This window comes from Pseudomonas sp. LB1P83 (genome assembly GCF_054897885.1).
In genome coordinates, this window is the sequence record NZ_CM142709.1 from 975,183 (window position 1) to 992,813 (window position 17,631).

13 protein-coding genes are annotated in these 17,631 nt (G+C 58.6%); all 13 read left to right on the top strand.

From position 1 onward, the window contains the following. Positions 1-24: 24 nt before the first annotated feature. The gene (bamA, locus tag ACYZTY_RS04295) at positions 25-2,415 is read left to right on the top strand and encodes an outer membrane protein assembly factor BamA (RefSeq protein WP_461957440.1); all 2,391 of its coding nucleotides are present in this window, start codon (positions 25-27) and stop codon (positions 2,413-2,415) included. A 45-nt stretch (positions 2,416-2,460) separates the two neighbouring features. Beyond that, the gene (locus tag ACYZTY_RS04300; RefSeq protein WP_010462812.1) at positions 2,461-2,964 is read left to right on the top strand and encodes an OmpH/Skp family outer membrane protein; all 504 of its coding nucleotides are present in this window, start codon (positions 2,461-2,463) and stop codon (positions 2,962-2,964) included. A gap of 3 nt (positions 2,965-2,967) precedes the next feature. Beyond that, positions 2,968-4,023 (top strand): UDP-3-O-(3-hydroxymyristoyl)glucosamine N-acyltransferase, encoded by a 1,056-nt coding sequence (lpxD, locus tag ACYZTY_RS04305; protein ID WP_461957441.1) that lies wholly within the window; start codon positions 2,968-2,970, stop codon positions 4,021-4,023. 108 nt (positions 4,024-4,131) lie between these two features. Continuing rightward, positions 4,132-4,572 carry a 3-hydroxyacyl-ACP dehydratase FabZ gene (gene fabZ, locus ACYZTY_RS04310; RefSeq protein ID WP_017336708.1) on the top strand — a complete coding sequence of 147 codons (441 nt, stop codon included), beginning with the start codon at positions 4,132-4,134 and terminating at the stop codon, positions 4,570-4,572. Then, on the top strand, positions 4,569-5,345 hold the full coding sequence (gene lpxA, locus ACYZTY_RS04315; protein ID WP_131059164.1) for an acyl-ACP--UDP-N-acetylglucosamine O-acyltransferase: 777 nt from the start codon (positions 4,569-4,571) through the stop codon (positions 5,343-5,345). Before fabZ ends, lpxA begins: the two co-directional genes overlap by 4 nt. A gap of 2 nt (positions 5,346-5,347) precedes the next feature. Next, positions 5,348-6,478 (top strand): lipid-A-disaccharide synthase, encoded by a 1,131-nt coding sequence (lpxB, locus tag ACYZTY_RS04320; protein ID WP_461957442.1) that lies wholly within the window; start codon positions 5,348-5,350, stop codon positions 6,476-6,478. Next, positions 6,475-7,113 (top strand): ribonuclease HII, encoded by a 639-nt coding sequence (gene rnhB / locus ACYZTY_RS04325; protein ID WP_461957443.1) that lies wholly within the window; start codon positions 6,475-6,477, stop codon positions 7,111-7,113. The genes lpxB and rnhB overlap by 4 nt, the downstream gene beginning before the upstream one ends. An 83-nt stretch (positions 7,114-7,196) precedes the next feature. Then, entirely contained in the window at positions 7,197-10,718 is a 3,522-nt protein-coding gene (dnaE, locus tag ACYZTY_RS04330; RefSeq protein WP_461957444.1) for a DNA polymerase III subunit alpha, read from the top strand. A 139-nt stretch (positions 10,719-10,857) separates the two neighbouring features. Then, positions 10,858-11,805, top strand: a complete 948-nt coding sequence (locus ACYZTY_RS04335; protein ID WP_010462799.1) for an acetyl-CoA carboxylase carboxyltransferase subunit alpha — start codon at positions 10,858-10,860, stop codon at positions 11,803-11,805. Positions 11,806-11,936: 131 nt separating this feature from the next. After that, on the top strand, positions 11,937-13,265 hold the full coding sequence (gene tilS / locus ACYZTY_RS04340) for a tRNA lysidine(34) synthetase TilS (RefSeq protein WP_461957445.1): 1,329 nt from the start codon (positions 11,937-11,939) through the stop codon (positions 13,263-13,265). Positions 13,266-13,539: 274 nt separating this feature from the next. Then, complete coding sequence (locus ACYZTY_RS04345) at positions 13,540-15,171, top strand: CTP synthase (RefSeq protein ID WP_461957446.1); 1,632 nt, start codon at positions 13,540-13,542, stop codon at positions 15,169-15,171. Between the two features lie 5 nt (positions 15,172-15,176). After that, the gene (gene kdsA / locus ACYZTY_RS04350; RefSeq protein ID WP_007949350.1) at positions 15,177-16,022 is read left to right on the top strand and encodes a 3-deoxy-8-phosphooctulonate synthase; all 846 of its coding nucleotides are present in this window, start codon (positions 15,177-15,179) and stop codon (positions 16,020-16,022) included. A gap of 156 nt (positions 16,023-16,178) precedes the next feature. Then, positions 16,179-17,468, top strand: coding sequence for a phosphopyruvate hydratase (gene eno, locus ACYZTY_RS04355; protein WP_131059171.1), 1,290 nt, complete (start codon positions 16,179-16,181; stop codon positions 17,466-17,468). Positions 17,469-17,631 lie beyond the last annotated feature (163 nt).

Sequence of the window (17,631 nt, forward strand, 5' to 3'; positions counted from 1 at the left end):
CCAGTTGGAATAAGAAAGGACTTCATGAAACGTCTGCTGCTAACTGCGGTTCTCACCGTATTGATGATCGCCGAAGTTCACGCCGAGTCCTTCACTATCTCTGATATTCGCGTCAATGGCCTCCAGCGGGTCTCCGCGGGTAGCGTCTTTGGTGCTTTGCCGTTAAACGTCGGTGAACAGGCGGATGATCGTCGCCTGGTGGAATCCACTCGTGCGCTGTTCAAAACCGGGTTCTTTCAAGATATCCAGCTGGGCCGCGATGGCAACGTCCTGGTCATCACGGTAGTCGAGCGTCCGTCGGTCGCCAGTATCGAGATCGAAGGTAACAAGGCGATCTCTACTGAAGACCTGATGAAGGGCCTCAAACAATCCGGTCTGGCCGAAGGCGAAATCTTCCAGCGCGCCACCCTCGAAGGTGTCCGTAACGAACTGCAGCGCCAATATGTCGCCCAGGGTCGCTACTCGGCTACCGTCGACACCGAAGTGGTGCCGCAGCCGCGTAACCGCGTCGGCCTGAAGGTCAATATCAACGAAGGCACCGTTGCGGCTATCCAGCACATCAACGTGGTGGGCAACACGGTCTTCCCTGATGAAGACCTGATCGACCTGTTTGAACTGAAAACCACCAACTGGCTGTCGTTCTTCAAGAACGATGACAAGTACGCTCGTGAAAAACTCTCCGGTGACCTGGAGCGTCTGCGTTCCTACTACCTGGACCGCGGCTATATCAACATGGATATCGCTTCGACCCAGGTGTCCATTACGCCGGACAAGAAACACGTCTATATCACCGTCAACGTCAACGAAGGCGAGAAGTACACCGTTCGCGACGTCAAGCTGAGCGGCGACCTGAAAGTCCCTGAAGACCAGGTCAAGTCCCTGCTGCTGGTTCAGAAAGGCCAAGTGTTCTCGCGCAAGCTGATGACCACCACGTCCGAGCTGATCACCCGTCGCCTGGGTAACGAGGGTTACACCTTCGCCAACGTCAACGGCGTGCCTCAGCCACACGATGAAGACCACACGGTCGATATTACTTTCGCCGTCGATCCGGGCAAGCGTGCTTACGTCAACCGCATCAACTTCCGTGGCAACACCAAGTCCGAAGACGAAGTGCTGCGTCGTGAAATGCGTCAGATGGAAGGCGGCTGGGCTTCGACCTACCTGATCGACCAATCCAAGACCCGTCTTGAGCGTCTGGGCTTCTTCAAAGAGGTCAACGTCGAAACACCTGCCGTACCGGGTGTCGATGACCAGGTTGACGTGAACTACAGCGTTGAAGAGCAGGCTTCCGGTTCGATCACCGCCAGCGTCGGTTTTGCGCAGAGCGCCGGCCTGATCCTCGGTGGTTCGATCACTCAGAACAACTTCCTGGGTACTGGTAACAAGGTCAGCATCGGTTTGACCCGCAGTGAATACCAGAGCCGCTATAACTTCGGTTATGTCGACCCGTACTGGACTGCTGATGGCGTGAGCCTGGGTTACAACGCTTTCTATCGCACCACCGATTACGATGACCTCGATGTCGACGTAGCCAGCTATGCCGTAGACAGCCTGGGTGCTGGTGTGAGCGTCGGATACCCGATCAGCGAGACGTCGCGTCTGACCTTCGGCCTGACGGCGCAACAAGACAAGATCAAGACCGGTCAATACACCGTCGACGAGATTTTCGACTTCGTTAACCGTGAAGGCGACAGCTACCTGAACTTCAAGGCGTCTGCCGGCTGGTCCGAGTCGACTTTGAACAAAGGCGTCCTGGCGACCCGTGGCCATTCCCAGAGCCTGACTCTGGAAACCACCACACCGGGCAGCGACCTGTCGTTCTTCAAACTTGATTACCGTGGTCAGCTGTTCCAGCCAATCACTGAAAACTACACCGTTCGTCTTCACACCGAACTGGGTTATGGCGATGGCTACGGTTCCACCGATGGCTTGCCATTCTATGAAAACTACTATGCTGGTGGTTTCAACTCGGTTCGTGGCTTCAAGGACAGTACCCTCGGCCCGCGCAGTACTCCTAGCCGTGGTCAGGATGTGACAGGTAACACCGGTACGCTCGCCGACCCGGACCAGGATCCGCTGCCGTTCGGTGGTAACGTCCTGATCCAGGGTGGTGTCGAGTTGCTGTTCCCGCTGCCATTCGTCAAGGATCAGCGTTCCCTGCGTACTTCGGTATTCTGGGACGTGGGTAACGTATTCGATTCCAAGTGCGACAAAACGACGAACGCCAATGTCGGTTCGACCTCTCAGACAGAGTGCAACGACATCAGCCTGAGCAACGTCGCGAGTTCCGTCGGTGTAGGCGTGACCTGGGTCACCGCACTGGGTCCTCTGAGTTTCGCGTTGGCCATGCCGATCAAGAAACCGGATGACGCTGAGACTCAAGTGTTCCAATTCTCTCTTGGCCAGACGTTCTAAGCGTCTGCCCCACAATAACGACAATGGATTTTGTAGGAGTGCATCGTGCGTAAGTTGACTCAATTGGTTCTACTGGCGACCGTACTGGTAGCAGGTCCGGCTTTTGCCGACATGAAAATCGCCGTTCTGAACTATCAGATGGCCCTGCTGGAATCCGACGCAGCCAAGAAATACGCCGTGGATGCCGAGAAGAAGTTCGGCCCGCAACTGTCCAAGCTCAAGACGCTGGAAAGCAGCGCCAAAGGCATCCAGGACCGTCTGATGGCGGGCGGCGACAAGATGCAGCAAGGCGAGCGTGAACGTCTTGAGCTCGAATTCAAGCAAAAGGCCCGTGACTTCCAGTTCCAGTCCAAGGAACTGAACGAAGCCAAAGCCGTTGCCGACCGTGAAATGCTGAAGCAGCTCAAGCCGAAACTGGACAGCGCTGTGGAAGAAGTCATCAAAAAAGGTGCTTTTGACCTGGTCTTCGAGCGTGGCGCAGTGATTGATGTCAAACCTCAGTACGACATCACTCGCCAGGTTATCGAGCGCATGAATCAGCTGAAGTAATCCATGACAGCGACTATAAAGCTCGGCCAATTGGCCGAGTTCCTCGGCGCCACGCTACGTGGCGACCCGGAGAAAGAAATTACTGGGCTAGCCACTTTGCAAGAGGCTGGCCCAGCTCAGTTGAGCTTTCTCGCAAACCCCCAATACCGTAAATACCTGGTGGACTGCCGGGCCGCAGCCCTGTTGCTGAAGGCTGCTGACGCTGAAGGTTATGCCGGCGATGCATTGGTGGTGCCTGATCCGTATCTGGCCTACGCGCGTATTTCCCATCTGTTCGATCCCAAGCCCAAGGCGCCTGCCGGTATTCACCCGACAGCGGTAGTGGCCGTGGACGCAGTGGTTGATCCGGCGGCGAGCATCGGTGCCTTTGCGGTGATCGAAAGCGGCGCACGTATTGCTGCCGGTGTGACCGTGGGTGCGCACTGCTTCATCGGTGCCCGCTGCGAAATTGGCGAGGGCGGCTGGCTGGCCCCGCGGGTCACGCTGTACCACGACGTGCGCATCGGCAAACGGGTCGTGATTCAGTCCGGTGCCGTGCTCGGTGGCGAAGGCTTCGGTTTTGCCAACGAGAAGGGTGTCTGGCAGAAAATCGCCCAGATCGGTGGTGTATTGGTTGGTGATGATGTGGAGATTGGCGTAAATACCGCTATCGACCGCGGCGCGCTGGCCGATACCGTTCTTGGTAATGGTGTGAAGCTCGACAATCAGATTCAGATCGCCCACAACGTGCAGGTCGGTGATCACACCGCCATGGCCGCGTGCGTGGGGATCTCCGGCAGCACCAAAATCGGCAAGCATTGCATGCTCGCCGGTGGCGTAGGGCTGGTGGGGCATATCGAAATTTGCGACAACGTTTTTATCACCGGGATGACCATGGTGACCCACTCGATCACCGAAAAGGGTTCCTATTCTTCCGGTACGGCAATGCAACCAGCAGCCGAATGGCGCAAAAGCGCGGCCCGTATCCGTCAGCTCGATGACATCGCGCGACGTTTGCGACAGCTGGAAAAGCGTGTAGGGGACGTGACCCCTGACGGTAATGCTTCATCAGATGGCTGATACCATTTCCATATCAAGTGTGCACAGCCGCTAGACTGCCTCCTTGATTTGCTAGAGGGGTGCGCGTCAGTCGCGCGCTCCCAATCTTTACATAGGCTTCCCCCCGAAATGATGGACATCAACGAGATTCGCGAATACCTGCCTCACCGTTACCCGTTCCTGCTGGTGGACCGGGTCGTGGAACTGGATGTGGAAGGCAAGCGCATTCGCGCCTACAAGAATGTCAGCATCAACGAACCGTTCTTCAATGGTCACTTCCCTGCGCATCCAATCATGCCGGGCGTGTTGATCATCGAAGCGATGGCTCAGGCTGCCGGTATCCTTGGCTTCAAAATGCTCGACGTGAAGCCCGCCGACGGCACGCTTTACTACTTCGTCGGCTCCGACAAGCTGCGTTTTCGCCAGCCCGTCACCCCAGGCGATCAGTTGATCCTCGAAGCCCGCTTCATCAGCTGCAAGCGCCAGATCTGGAAGTTCGAGTGCCAGGCTTCGGTCGATGGCAAACCAGTCTGCTCCGCTGAAATCATCTGCGCGGAACGCAAACTATGAGTTTGATTGACCCTCGCGCAATCATCGATCCGACGGCCGTTCTGGCCGAAGGTGTCGAGGTCGGCCCATGGTCGATCGTCGGCGCAGGTGTGGAAATCGGCGAGGGGACAGTGATCGGGCCGCATGTGATTCTCAAGGGCCCGACCCGAATCGGTAAGCATAACCGCATCTACCAGTTTTCTTCGGTAGGTGAGGACACGCCCGATCTGAAATACAAAGGCGAAGAAACCCGTCTGGTCATCGGTGACCACAACGTCATCCGTGAAGGCGTGACGATTCACCGCGGGACTGTTCAGGACCGTTCGGAAACGACCCTGGGCGATCACAACCTGATCATGGCCTATGCCCACATCGGCCACGACAGCGTGATCGGCAACCACTGCATCCTGGTCAACAACACAGCGTTGGCGGGTCATGTGCACGTGGAAGACTGGGCGATCCTGTCCGGTTTTACCCTGGTCCACCAGTATTGCCACATCGGCGCCCACAGCTTTTCCGGCATGGGTACCGCCATTGGCAAGGATGTTCCAGCGTACGTCACGGTGTTTGGCAACCCCGCCGAAGCGCGCAGCATGAACTTCGAAGGCATGCGCCGTCGTGGTTTCAGCGAAGACGCGATCCACGCCCTGCGTCGTGCCTACAAGGTGGTTTACCGCCAGGGCCTGACGGTTGAACAGGCACTCGCCGAATTGGCTGAACCGTCGGACCAGTTCCCGGAAGTCGCGGTGTTCCGTGATTCCATCCAGTCTTCGACCCGCGGCATCACACGTTAATCATGGCTAATCTGCGTATAGCGCTGGTGGCGGGTGAGGCTTCCGGTGACATTCTGGGCGCGGGTCTCATGCGCGCGCTGAAGGCTCAGCATCCGGCGGTGGAGTTCATCGGTGTCGGTGGTCCGCTGATGCAGGCCGAAGGCCTGACTTCGTATTTCCCGATGGAGCGTCTTTCGGTCATGGGCCTGGTGGAAGTGCTGGGTCGATTGCGCGAGTTGATGGCGCGTCGCAAAAAGCTGATTGCCGACCTGATCGCCGAAAAGCCGGACGCGTTTATCGGCATCGATGCCCCGGACTTCAACCTCAATATCGAACTAAAGCTGCGTCAGGCCGGGATCAAGACCGTGCATTACGTCAGCCCGTCGGTGTGGGCGTGGCGGCAGAAGCGGGTGCTGAAGATTCGCGAAGGCTGCGACCTGATGCTGACGCTTTTTCCGTTTGAAGCAAAATTCTATGAAGAGAAGGGCGTGCCGGTGCGTTTTGTCGGGCACACCCTGGCCGATGCGATCCCCCTCGAAGCGGATCGTACCGCCGCACGCGCCGAACTCGGTTTGCCTGATGGACCATTGGTCGCGCTGATGCCGGGCAGTCGCGGTGGCGAAGTCGGGCGCCTGGGCGCGTTGTTCCTCGATACCGCCGAGCGTTTGCGCGCCATGCGCCCAGGCGTGCGGTTCGTTATTCCGTGCGCCAGCCCTCAGCGCCGCGCGCAGCTTGAAGAGTTGCTCGCCGGTCGCGATCTGCCGCTGACCCTGCTTGATGGCAAGTCTCATCTGGCGCTCGCATCCTGCGACGCGGTATTGATTGCTTCCGGAACGGCGACCCTTGAAGCGTTGTTGTACAAGCGGCCGATGGTCGTCGCTTATCGTCTGGCGCCGCTGACGTTCTGGATTCTCAAGCGCATGGTCAAGAGCCCCTACATTTCGTTGCCGAACCTGCTGGCCCAGCGCCTGTTGGTGCCCGAGTTGCTGCAGGACGATGCGACGGTTGAAGCGCTGGCCCAGACGTTGTCGCCACTGATCGAAGGTGGCCAGGAACAGACCCGTGGCTTCGATGAAATCCACCGTACCTTGCGTCTGGACGCCTCCAATCAGGCAGCGGACGCAGTATTGAACCTGATCGGCAAAACACAATGACAAAAGCACTACAGATGGGCCTCGATTTCACTCTGGTCGCTGAAGTTGAAGACCTGGTTGCCGGCGTTGACGAAGTCGGCCGCGGCCCGCTGTGTGGTGCCGTGGTGACGGCGGCGGTGATTCTTGATCCGAACCGTCCGATCCTCGGTCTCAACGACTCGAAGAAACTCACCGAAGCCCGCCGTGAAAAGCTCTACGATGAAATCTGCGAAAAAGCCCTGAGCTGGTGCATCGCCAGGGCCGAAGTCGAAGAAATCGATGAGTTGAACATTCTGCATGCCACGATGCTGGCCATGCAGCGCGCGATCGAAGGCCTGCACATCCAGCCGAAACTGGCGATGATCGACGGCAACCGTTGCCCGAAACTGTCCATGCGCGCCGAAGCGGTGGTGCAGGGCGACGGCAAGGTGCCGGCCATTGCTGCGGCATCGATCCTGGCCAAAGTCAGCCGTGATCGTGAAATGGCTGCTTTCGAATTGATTTACCCGGGTTACGGGATCGGCGGCCACAAAGGCTACCCGACACCCGTTCATCTGGAAGCCCTGGCACGCCTGGGCCCGACCCCGATTCACCGTCGCTCGTTCGCCCCGGTACGCCTGGCTTATGAGGCGCGGGAAAACCTGATCGAGAGTTAGTTGCAAGGCTGATGTTTTTGCCAAGGCCCGGTACAATCCGGGCCTTGTTGTCTTCACGTTTCTAGTTTCTAGACAGGATCACTATGCCGGCTTCATTCGTTCATCTACGCCTGCACACTGAATATTCCCTGGTCGACGGTCTGGTGCGGATCAAACCGCTGGTCAAGACCCTGGTCGGCATGAACATGCCTGCCGTAGCGGTCACCGACCAGAACAACATGTGTTCCCTGGTCAAATTCTATAAAGCGGCCATGGGCGCAGGCATCAAGCCGATCTGCGGCGCCGACCTGTGGCTGTCGAACAAGGATCCGGACAACGCCTTGAGCCGGATCAGCCTGCTGGCGATGAACGCCGTGGGCTATCGCAACCTCACCGAACTGATCTCCCGCGGCTTCATCGATGGCCAGCGCAATGGCTCGGTCATCATCGAGCGCGAGTGGGTGGCCGAAGCCAGCGAAGGCTTGATCATGCTGTCGGCGGCAAAGGAGGGCGAGATCGGCCTGGCGATGCTCAGTGGCAATCCGGCTGAAGCGGAAAACCTCGCGCGTGAATGGATGGCCGTGTTCCCGGACCGTTTCTATCTGGAGATCCAGCGTACCAGCCGCCCCAACGACGAAGAACAGTTGCACGGCGCCGTGGCCCTGGCCGAAAAAATCGGTGCGCCGCTGGTCGCCACCAACGACGTGCGTTTCATCAAGCAGGAAGATTTTGCCGCTCACGAAACCCGCGTCTGCATCGGTGAGGGCCGCGCCCTTGACGATCCGCGGCGTTCGAAGAATTACAGCGATCAGCAATACCTCAAAAGCGCTGAGGAAATGGCCGAGCTGTTCAGCGACATTCCCGAGGCGCTGGCCAACACCGTCGAGATCGCCAAGCGCTGCAACATCGAAGTGAAGCTGGGCACTCACTTCCTGCCCAACTTCCCGATTCCTGATGGCATGACCATCGACGAGTATTTCCGCAAGGTCTCGTTCGACGGTCTGGAAGATCGCCTCAGCGTGCTACTGCCCAGGGACACCACCGAAGACTACGAAACCAAGCGCCAGGTCTATGTCGACCGGTTGAATTTCGAGCTGGATATCATCATCCAGATGGGGTTCCCGGGTTACTTCCTGATCGTTATGGACTTTATCCAGTGGGCCAAGAGCAACGGCGTGCCGGTCGGCCCTGGCCGGGGGTCGGGTGCCGGGTCGCTGGTGGCCTATGTGCAGAAGATCACTGACCTCGATCCGCTGGAATATGACCTGCTGTTCGAACGTTTCCTTAACCCGGAACGGGTCTCCATGCCCGACTTCGACGTCGACTTCTGCATGGACGGTCGTGACCGCGTGATCGACTACGTGGCCGAGAAATACGGCCGCAATGCGGTGAGCCAGATCATCACCTTCGGTTCCATGGCCGCCAAGGCTGTGGTCCGTGACGTGGCGCGGGTGCAGGGCAAGTCCTACGGTCTGGCGGATCGTCTGTCGAAGATGATTCCGTTCGAAGTCGGCATGACCCTGGAAAAAGCTTACGAGCAGGAAGAGATCCTGCGCGACTTCATCAAGGTCGATGAAGAAGCCGCGGAAATCTGGGAAATGGCGCGCAAGCTGGAAGGCGTTGTGCGTAACGTCGGCAAGCACGCCGGTGGTGTAGTAATCGCCCCGACCAAGCTGACGGACTTTTCGCCGATCTATTGCGATGAGGCCGGTGATGGTCTGGTGACCCAGTTCGACAAAGATGACGTCGAGGCTGCGGGCCTGGTGAAGTTCGACTTCCTGGGTCTGCGGACCCTGACGGTCATCGACTGGGCACTGAAAACCATCAACCGCGACCGTGCCAAGGTCGATGAGCCGCCGCTGGACATCGCGTTCATCCCGCTGGATGACAAGCCGACTTACCAGTTGCTGCAAAAAGCTGAAACCACTGCGGTGTTCCAGCTCGAGTCGCGCGGCATGAAAGAGCTGATCAAAAAGCTCAAGCCCGACTGCCTGGAAGACTTGATCGCACTGGTGGCCCTGTTCCGTCCGGGCCCGCTGCAATCGGGCATGGTGGACGACTTCATCAACCGTAAGCACGGCCGCGCCGAACTGGCGTACCCGCACTCGGACTACCAGTACGAAGGCCTCAAGCCCGTATTGGCACCGACTTACGGCATCATCCTGTATCAGGAACAGGTGATGCAGATTGCCCAGGTCATGGCCGGTTACACCCTCGGCGGTGCGGACATGCTGCGTCGGGCCATGGGTAAGAAAAAGCCCGAAGAAATGGCCAAGCAGCGCGGCGGTTTCATTGAAGGTTGCACCGCTAACAATATCGACGCGGACCTGGCCGGTAACATTTTCGACCTGGTAGAAAAATTCGCCGGTTACGGCTTCAACAAATCCCACTCCGCTGCTTACGGCCTGGTGTCGTACCAGACCGCGTGGCTGAAAACGCACTACCCGGCGCCGTTCATGGCTGCGGTACTGTCGGCGGATATGCACAACACCGACAAGGTCGTGACCTTGATCGAAGAAATTCGCACCATGAAGCTGCGTCTCGACGCGCCGGATGTGAATACGTCGGAGTTCAAGTTCACGGTGAATGACGAAGGCCGGATTATTTACGGCCTCGGCGCGATCAAGGGTGTGGGCGAAGGTCCGGTGGAAGCGATCACCGAGGCGCGCCAAGACGGTCCGTTCAAGGACCTGTTCGACTTCTGCGCCCGTGTCGACCTCAAGCGAATCAACAAGCGCACCCTGGACGGTTTGATCCGCAGCGGCGCGCTGGATCGTCTGGGGCCTTATTTCCATGACGAACCGAAAGCCTACCAGGCCAGCATCGACCAGAACCGCGCTGTTTTGCTGAATGCGATGGAAGGGGCGATCAAGGCCGCCGAACAAACCGCCCGCACCCACGACAGCGGCCACGCCGACTTGTTTGGCGGGCTGTTCGTCGAGGAAGACGCCGATGTCTACGCCAATCATCGCAAGGCGAAAGAGCTGACCTTGAAGGAACGCCTGAAAGGGGAGAAAGACACCCTGGGCCTGTACCTGACCGGCCACCCGATTGACGAATACGAAGGCGAGATCCGCCGTTTTGCCCGTCAACGCATCATCGACCTGAAGCCGGCTCGCGATACGCAAACCGTCGCGGGCATGATCATCGCCTTGCGGGTGATGAAGAACAAAAAGGGCGACAAGATGGGTTTCATCACCCTCGATGACCGCTCCGGGCGAATCGAAGCTTCGCTGTTTGCCGAAGCGTTCCATTCCGCGCAATCGCTGTTGCAGACCGACGCGATGGTGGTGGTCGAAGGCGAAGTCAGCAACGACGACTTCTCCGGCGGCTTGCGCCTGCGGGTCAAGCGGGTGATGAGCATGGAAGATGCGCGCACCAACCTCGCCGAAAGCTTGCGCCTGAAGCTGCAGACCAAGGATTTGAAGGGCGATCAGCTACGCTGGCTGGGTGAGCTGTTCAAGCGTCACCGTGGCGCGTGCCCGATCACCATGGAGTACACAAGCCCCGATGCGAAGGCCTTGCTGCAGTTTGGCGAGACCTGGCGAATCGACCCGGCGGATGCGTTGATTCAAGCCTTGCGTGACCAGTTCGGGCGAGACAACGTCTTCCTCCAATACCGTTGACGGTCAGGTTCTGCCGAAGGCCCTGATCTCGACCTGAATTTTTAATCTCGACCTGAACGCGCCTGTCCCTTAAGGTAGGGCGCGAATAGACAACCGGCCGGCCCAAGCTCTCTTGGACGTCGACCCAAGACGGACGCCTATGAACCCGAATTTTCTAGATTTCGAACAGCCGATCGCCGACCTGCAAGCCAAGATCGAAGAGTTGCGCTTGGTCGGTAACGACAATTCGCTGAATATCGGCGATGAGATCTCCCGCCTGCAGGACAAAAGCAGCACGCTGACCGAAGACATCTTCGGCAAGCTGACCAGCTGGCAGATCGCACGTCTCGCGCGTCACCCGAAACGTCCGTATACCCTGGACTACATCGAACATATCTTCACCGAGTTCGACGAGCTGCACGGCGACCGTCACTTCTCCGACGACGCTGCGATCGTTGGCGGCATTGCCCGTCTGGACGATCAGCCGGTGATGATTATCGGTCACCAGAAAGGCCGTGAAGTGCGCGAGAAAGTTCGCCGCAACTTCGGCATGCCGCGTCCGGAAGGCTACCGCAAGGCGTGCCGCCTGATGGAAATGGCCGAACGTTTCAAAATGCCGATCCTGACCTTCATCGACACCCCGGGCGCCTACCCTGGCATCGACGCTGAAGAGCGCAACCAGAGCGAAGCGATTGCCTGGAACCTGCGCGTCATGGCCCGCCTGAAAACCCCAATCATCGCCACTGTGATCGGTGAAGGTGGTTCGGGTGGTGCTTTGGCGATCGGCGTTTGCGATCAGCTGAACATGCTGCAGTACTCGACCTATGCGGTGATCTCGCCGGAAGGTTGCGCTTCGATCCTGTGGAAAACCGCCGAAAAAGCGCCGGACGCCGCTGAAGCCATGGGCATCACCGCCGAGCGCCTGAAAGGCCTGGGCATCGTGGACAAAGTGATCGGCGAGCCTTTGGGCGGCGCTCATCGTGATCCGGCTGCGGCCGCTGCATCGATCCGTGCCGAGCTGAGCTCGCAACTGGCGATGCTGAAGAAGTTCGATAACGAAGCGCTGCTGGCCCGTCGTTACGAGCGTCTGATGAGCTACGGTCTCTAAGCCAACTGCAGTATCCATGTAGGAGTGAGCCTGCTCGCGATGAGGGCGTAACATTCAACAGATGTGTTGGCTGTTACACCGCTATCGCGAGCAGGCTCACTCCTACATTTGATTTGGGCAAAGAGAACGATATGGGTCAGTCCATGATTGATTTGCCTTCCCGGCTCTTGCTGAGTCTGAAGCCCTGGCGCGAGGCCAAAACCTGGCGCATCGCCTTCTCCGGCGGGCTCGACTCCACCGTTCTGCTGTACCTCCTCGCCCATCTCGCAAAAAACCAATCCCTGCCCGAACTTCAAGCCATTCATATCCACCACGGCCTTCAGACTGCGGCTGATGCGTGGCCACAACATTGTCAGTCGGTCTGTGACGCGCTGGGCGTGCCGCTACAGGTGGTGCATGTTCAGGTTCAGTCGGGCGCCAGTCTTGAGCGTGCGGCCCGGGATGCGCGCTATGGCGCGTTCATTGAAACCACTCAAGCGAATGAACTGCTGCTGACCGCACAGCACCGCGACGATCAGGCGGAAACCCTGTTGTTTCGGCTGCTGCGCGGGGCAGGGGTGAGGGGCTTGTCGGGCATGCCTCGCGAGCGCGTCCTGGGTCGCGGGCATCTTCTGCGGCCGTTGCTCGATGTCACCCGCGCCGAGCTTGAGGCCTACGCGGCCGAGCATCAGTTGAGCTGGATCGAAGACCCTTCGAACCAGGACCGACAGTTCTCGCGCAATTACCTGCGGCACCAGGTGTTCCCGGTGTTGACCGAGCGCTGGCCGCAAGCGATGGCGACCATGGCTCGCAGCGCCGCCCACCTGAGTGAAGCGCAGGGGTTGCTCGATGACCTGGCGCAAATCGATCTGGCCAGTGCCCGCACTGTCAGTGATTTCGATTGGCTGGGTTTGCCGTCCCTGGCGTTGGCGCCGTTCGCAAAACTCTCTACTGCGCGACAACGCAACGCATTGAGTCACTGGCTCTCGGCGCTGACGCGGCTACCCGATAGCGACCATTGGTCGGGTTGGGACGACTTGCGCGATGCCACGGGTGATGCCCGTCCGGTTTGGCGATTGGCGGATGGCGACTTACATAGGGCGGGTGGGCGGATCTGGTGGCTGTCAGGCGGTTGGCTGCGTATCCCGCCATACGCCGGCGTCTGGGCTGATCCCTCGACAGCGCTGGCGTTACCGGAAAATGGTGTGCTCACCTGCACCGGCCAAATCCCCGCTGGCCCGCTGCATATCCGCTATCGTGAGGGAGGTGAGGTCATGAATCTGCCTGGTCGCGGCCACCGGGATCTCAAGCGTTTGCTCAATGAACGCGGGGTTCCGGGCTTTGTCCGTGGCAGATTGCCGCTGGTCTATCGCGGCGAACAATTGCTGGCGGTGGCCAACCTGCGGGGCTTGAATGGCAGTGAGCAGGACGGCTGGCATTTGCATTGGCAGCCACCGAACGAAGATCAAGGTTTGAGCTGAAAGGGGCTTTCCGGTAGACTACGCTCCCTTCTTGATACAACTTCTGTGGATTCGCCTGAATTGCAGGAGTTGCCGATTACCAAGCAGTCTTTGCTGGGCGATTCCAAAAAATGTGTAGCGAGCAACGTACCGGTGTTTCATCTGCCGGTCTGTCCCAACGCGGCGGTTTTTTCGAAGGTTGCACTGTGATTAATGCAGGTGATCGGGGGCTTCGGCCTTCCTTCGCTTTCCCCGGCGGCTCGGACCGCTTTAACGCAGACTTCTAGGGTTTTTCATGACGCGCTACATATTCGTCACGGGCGGTGTTGTTTCTTCATTGGGGAAAGGCATTGCCTCGGCTTCATTGGCGGCCATCCTGGAGGCGCGGGGACTTAAGGTCACCATGCTGAAGCTGGACCCGTACATTAACGTTGACCCGGGCACCATGAGCCCGTTCCAGCACGGTGAAGTGTTCGTCACCCACGACGGCGCCGAGACCGACCTGGACCTGGGCCACTACGAGCGGTTCATCCGCACGACCATGACCCAGAACAACAACTTCACCACCGGCCGTGTCTACGAACACGTCCTGCGCAAAGAGCGCCGTGGTGACTACCTGGGTGCAACCATCCAGGTGATCCCGCACATCACTGACGAAATCAAGCGCCGCATCATCAAGGGCGCGGGCGATGCTGACGTGGCCATGGTCGAGATCGGTGGCACCGTGGGTGACATCGAGTCGCAACCGTTCCTCGAAGCCATCCGTCAATTGCGTTTCGAAGTCGGCGCCAAGCGCGCGATGCTGATGCACCTGACGCTGGTGCCGTACATCGCCACGGCCGGCGAAACCAAAACCAAGCCGACCCAGCACTCGGTCAAGGAACTGCGTTCCATTGGCCTGCAGCCAGACGTGCTGGTGTGCCGCTCCGATCACCCGATCGACATCTCGTCGCGTCGCAAGATCGCGCAATTCACCAACGTTGAAGAACGTGCGGTGATCGCGCTGGAAGACGCCGACACCATCTACAAGATCCCGGGCATCCTGCATTCCCAGGGTCTGGATGATTTCGTTGTCGAGCGTTTCGGCCTGCAATGCGGCAGCGCCGATCTGTCCGAGTGGGAAGCGGTGGTTGACGCCAAGCTGAACCCGGAACACGAAGTCACCATCGCGATGGTCGGCAAGTACATGGAACTGCTGGACGCCTACAAGTCGCTGATCGAAGCGATGAGTCATGCCGGCATCAGCAACCGTACCAAGGTCAACCTGCGCTACATCGATTCCGAAGACATCGAAAACCAGGGCACCGCGCTGCTGGAAGGTGTCGACGCGATCCTCGTACCGGGCGGCTTCGGTCTGCGTGGCGTGGAAGGCAAGATCACCGCCGTTCAATACGCTCGCGAAAACAAGGTTCCGTACCTCGGCATCTGCTTGGGCATGCAAGTGGCCGTGATCGAGTTCGCTCGTAACGTGCTGGGCTGGAAAGATGCCAACTCCACCGAGTTCGATCGCGCCAGCGGTCATCCGGTCGTGGGTCTGATCACCGAGTGGGAAGATGCCACCGGCGCCGTCGAAACCCGTACCGAAACGTCTGACCTGGGCGGCACCATGCGCCTCGGTGCGCAGGATTGCCTGCTTGAGCCAGGTTCCCTGGTTCACGATTGCTACGCCAAGGACGTGATCGTCGAGCGTCACCGTCATCGCTACGAAGTGAACAACAACCTGCTGCCGCAAATCATGGAAGCCGGCCTGAAAATCTCCGGTCGGTCCGGTGATGGCGCGCTGGTAGAAGTGGTTGAAGCCCCGGATCATCCATGGTTCGTCGCTTGCCAGTTCCACCCTGAGTTCACCTCGACACCTCGCGACGGTCACCCGTTGTTCAGCGGTTTCGTTAAAGCAGCTTTGATCCAACACCAGAAGAAGGCGTAAATCCGATGGCGCAGAAGATCATCCGTGTAGGCGATATCGAGATTGCCAACGACAAGCCAATGGTGCTTTTCGGTGGCATGAACGTGCTGGAAAGCCGCGACATGGCGATGCAGGTCTGCGAAGAATACGTCAAGGTCACCGAGAAACTCGGTATCCCTTACGTGTTCAAGGCCAGCTTCGACAAGGCCAACCGTTCCTCCGTGACCTCTTACCGCGGCCCCGGCCTGGAAGAGGGCATGCGGATTTTCCAGGACATCAAGCAAGCCTTCGGCGTGCCGATCATCACCGACGTCCACGAGCCTGATCAGGCCGCGGTCGTCGCTGAAGTCTGCGATATCATCCAGCTGCCGGCCTTCCTGTCGCGCCAGACCGACCTCGTGGTCGCGATGGCCAAGACCGGCGCGGTGATCAACATCAAGAAAGCCCAGTTCCTCGCCCCGCATGAGATGAAACACATCTTGAGCAAGTGCGTGGAAGCGGGTAACGATCAGTTGATCCTCTGCGAACGCGGTTCGAGCTTTGGCTACAACAACCTGGTCGTCGACATGCTCGGCTTCGGCATCATGAAGCAGTTCGAATACCCGGTGTTCTTCGACGTGACCCACGCGCTGCAAATGCCCGGCGGTCGCTCCGATTCCGCCGGCGGTCGTCGCGCCCAGGTCACTGACCTGGCCAAGGCAGGCATGAGCCAGTCGCTGGCCGGTCTGTTCCTCGAAGCCCACCCGGACCCGGACAACGCCAAGTGCGACGGCCCTTGTGCCTTGCGTCTGGACAAACTGGAGCCATTCCTGGCCCAGCTCAAAGCGCTGGACGAACTGGTGAAGAGTTTTCCGACGGTAGAAACCGCGTAAACCTCATTTCTCCGGTAAAGTACCGCACGATTTGTTGCTCAGGCCCTTGGGCCTGAGCCTTATCGTCCGCAAGTCTGCCCGCTGCACACCACTTGCCGACGGTAAAAGATTTCCTCTAGCTGCGTCGTTTTCGTCAACTTTGGAGTGTTTACAACAATGGCAAAAATCGTCGACATCAAAGGTCGTGAAGTTCTCGACTCCCGTGGCAATCCCACCGTGGAAGCGGACGTGCTTCTCGATAACGGCATCATCGGTAGCGCTTGCGCGCCGTCCGGTGCTTCCACTGGCTCGCGTGAAGCGCTCGAGCTGCGTGATGGCGACAAGAGCCGTTACCTGGGCAAAGGCGTACTCAAAGCCGTCGCCAACATCAATGGTCCGATCCGCGACCTGTTGAAAGGTACAGACCCAAGCGACCAGAAAGCGCTGGATCACGCGATGATCAAGCTCGACGGTACTGAAAACAAAGGTTCCCTGGGCGCCAACGCGATCCTCGCCGTTTCCCTGGCCGCGGCCAAGGCAGCAGCACAGGACCAGGACCTGCCGCTGTACGCGCACATCGCCAACCTGAACGGCACCCCGGGTGTTTACTCGATGCCGGTTCCGATGATGAACATCATCAACGGTGGCGAGCACGCCGATAACAACGTCGACATCCAGGAATTCATGGTTCAGCCGGTTGGCGCCAAGTCTTTCTCGGAAGGTCTGCGCATGGGCACCGAGATTTTCCATCACCTCAAAGCCGTTCTGAAGGCCCGTGGCCTGAGCACTGCTGTGGGTGACGAAGGTGGTTTCGCACCGAACCTGGCTTCCAACGAAGACGCACTGAAAGTGATCTCCGAAGCCGTGGCCAACGCCGGTTACAAGCTGGGCACCGACGTGACCCTGGCACTGGACTGCGCGGCGAGCGAATTCTACGAAGACGGTAAATACAACCTGTCCGGCGAAGGCCAGGTGTTCACCGCTGAAGGTTTCGCTGACTACCTGAAAGGCCTGACCGAGCGCTACCCGATCATCTCGATCGAAGATGGTCTGGACGAGTCCGACTGGGCTGGCTGGAAAATCCTCACCGACAAGATCGGCGAGAAAACCCAGCTGGTAGGCGACGACCTGTTCGTGACCAACACCAAGATCCTGAAAGAAGGCATCGATAAAAAGATCGCCAACTCGATCCTGATCAAATTCAACCAGATCGGCACCCTGACCGAAACCCTGGAAGCCATCCAGATGGCCAAGGCCGCTGGTTACACTGCCGTTATCTCGCACCGCTCCGGCGAAACCGAAGATTCGACCATTGCCGACCTGGCTGTGGGCACGGCTGCAGGCCAGATCAAGACCGGTTCCCTGTGCCGTTCGGACCGCGTTTCCAAGTACAACCAACTGCTGCGTATCGAAGAGCAGTTGAATGGCAAAGCCAAGTACAACGGTCGCAGCGAATTCCGCGGTTAATCGTTAACTGGTAAAAAGACACCGGATTGTGTCGGAAAAATCGCTACAGCGACGTTTTTGCCACTAATCTGATGCCTTATAAGCACAAGCCTGGATTTTCCAGGCTTCGTGCTATCAAAAGCTTCAAAGTTTTGGCATGGCTGTCTTTTTCCACTGGATACCT

Coding starts and splice junctions, on each gene's coding strand:
- lpxA (WP_131059164.1), top strand. CDS start 4,569: ATGAGTTTGATTGACCCTCGCGCAATCATCGATCCGACGGCCGTTCTG.
- ACYZTY_RS04345 (WP_461957446.1), top strand. CDS start 13,540: ATGACGCGCTACATATTCGTCACGGGCGGTGTTGTTTCTTCATTGGGG.
- eno (WP_131059171.1), top strand. CDS start 16,179: ATGGCAAAAATCGTCGACATCAAAGGTCGTGAAGTTCTCGACTCCCGT.
- tilS (WP_461957445.1), top strand. CDS start 11,937: ATGGGTCAGTCCATGATTGATTTGCCTTCCCGGCTCTTGCTGAGTCTG.
- ACYZTY_RS04335 (WP_010462799.1), top strand. CDS start 10,858: ATGAACCCGAATTTTCTAGATTTCGAACAGCCGATCGCCGACCTGCAA.
- lpxD (WP_461957441.1), top strand. CDS start 2,968: ATGACAGCGACTATAAAGCTCGGCCAATTGGCCGAGTTCCTCGGCGCC.
- kdsA (WP_007949350.1), top strand. CDS start 15,177: ATGGCGCAGAAGATCATCCGTGTAGGCGATATCGAGATTGCCAACGAC.
- lpxB (WP_461957442.1), top strand. CDS start 5,348: ATGGCTAATCTGCGTATAGCGCTGGTGGCGGGTGAGGCTTCCGGTGAC.
- dnaE (WP_461957444.1), top strand. CDS start 7,197: ATGCCGGCTTCATTCGTTCATCTACGCCTGCACACTGAATATTCCCTG.
- rnhB (WP_461957443.1), top strand. CDS start 6,475: ATGACAAAAGCACTACAGATGGGCCTCGATTTCACTCTGGTCGCTGAA.
- bamA (WP_461957440.1), top strand. CDS start 25: ATGAAACGTCTGCTGCTAACTGCGGTTCTCACCGTATTGATGATCGCC.
- fabZ (WP_017336708.1), top strand. CDS start 4,132: ATGATGGACATCAACGAGATTCGCGAATACCTGCCTCACCGTTACCCG.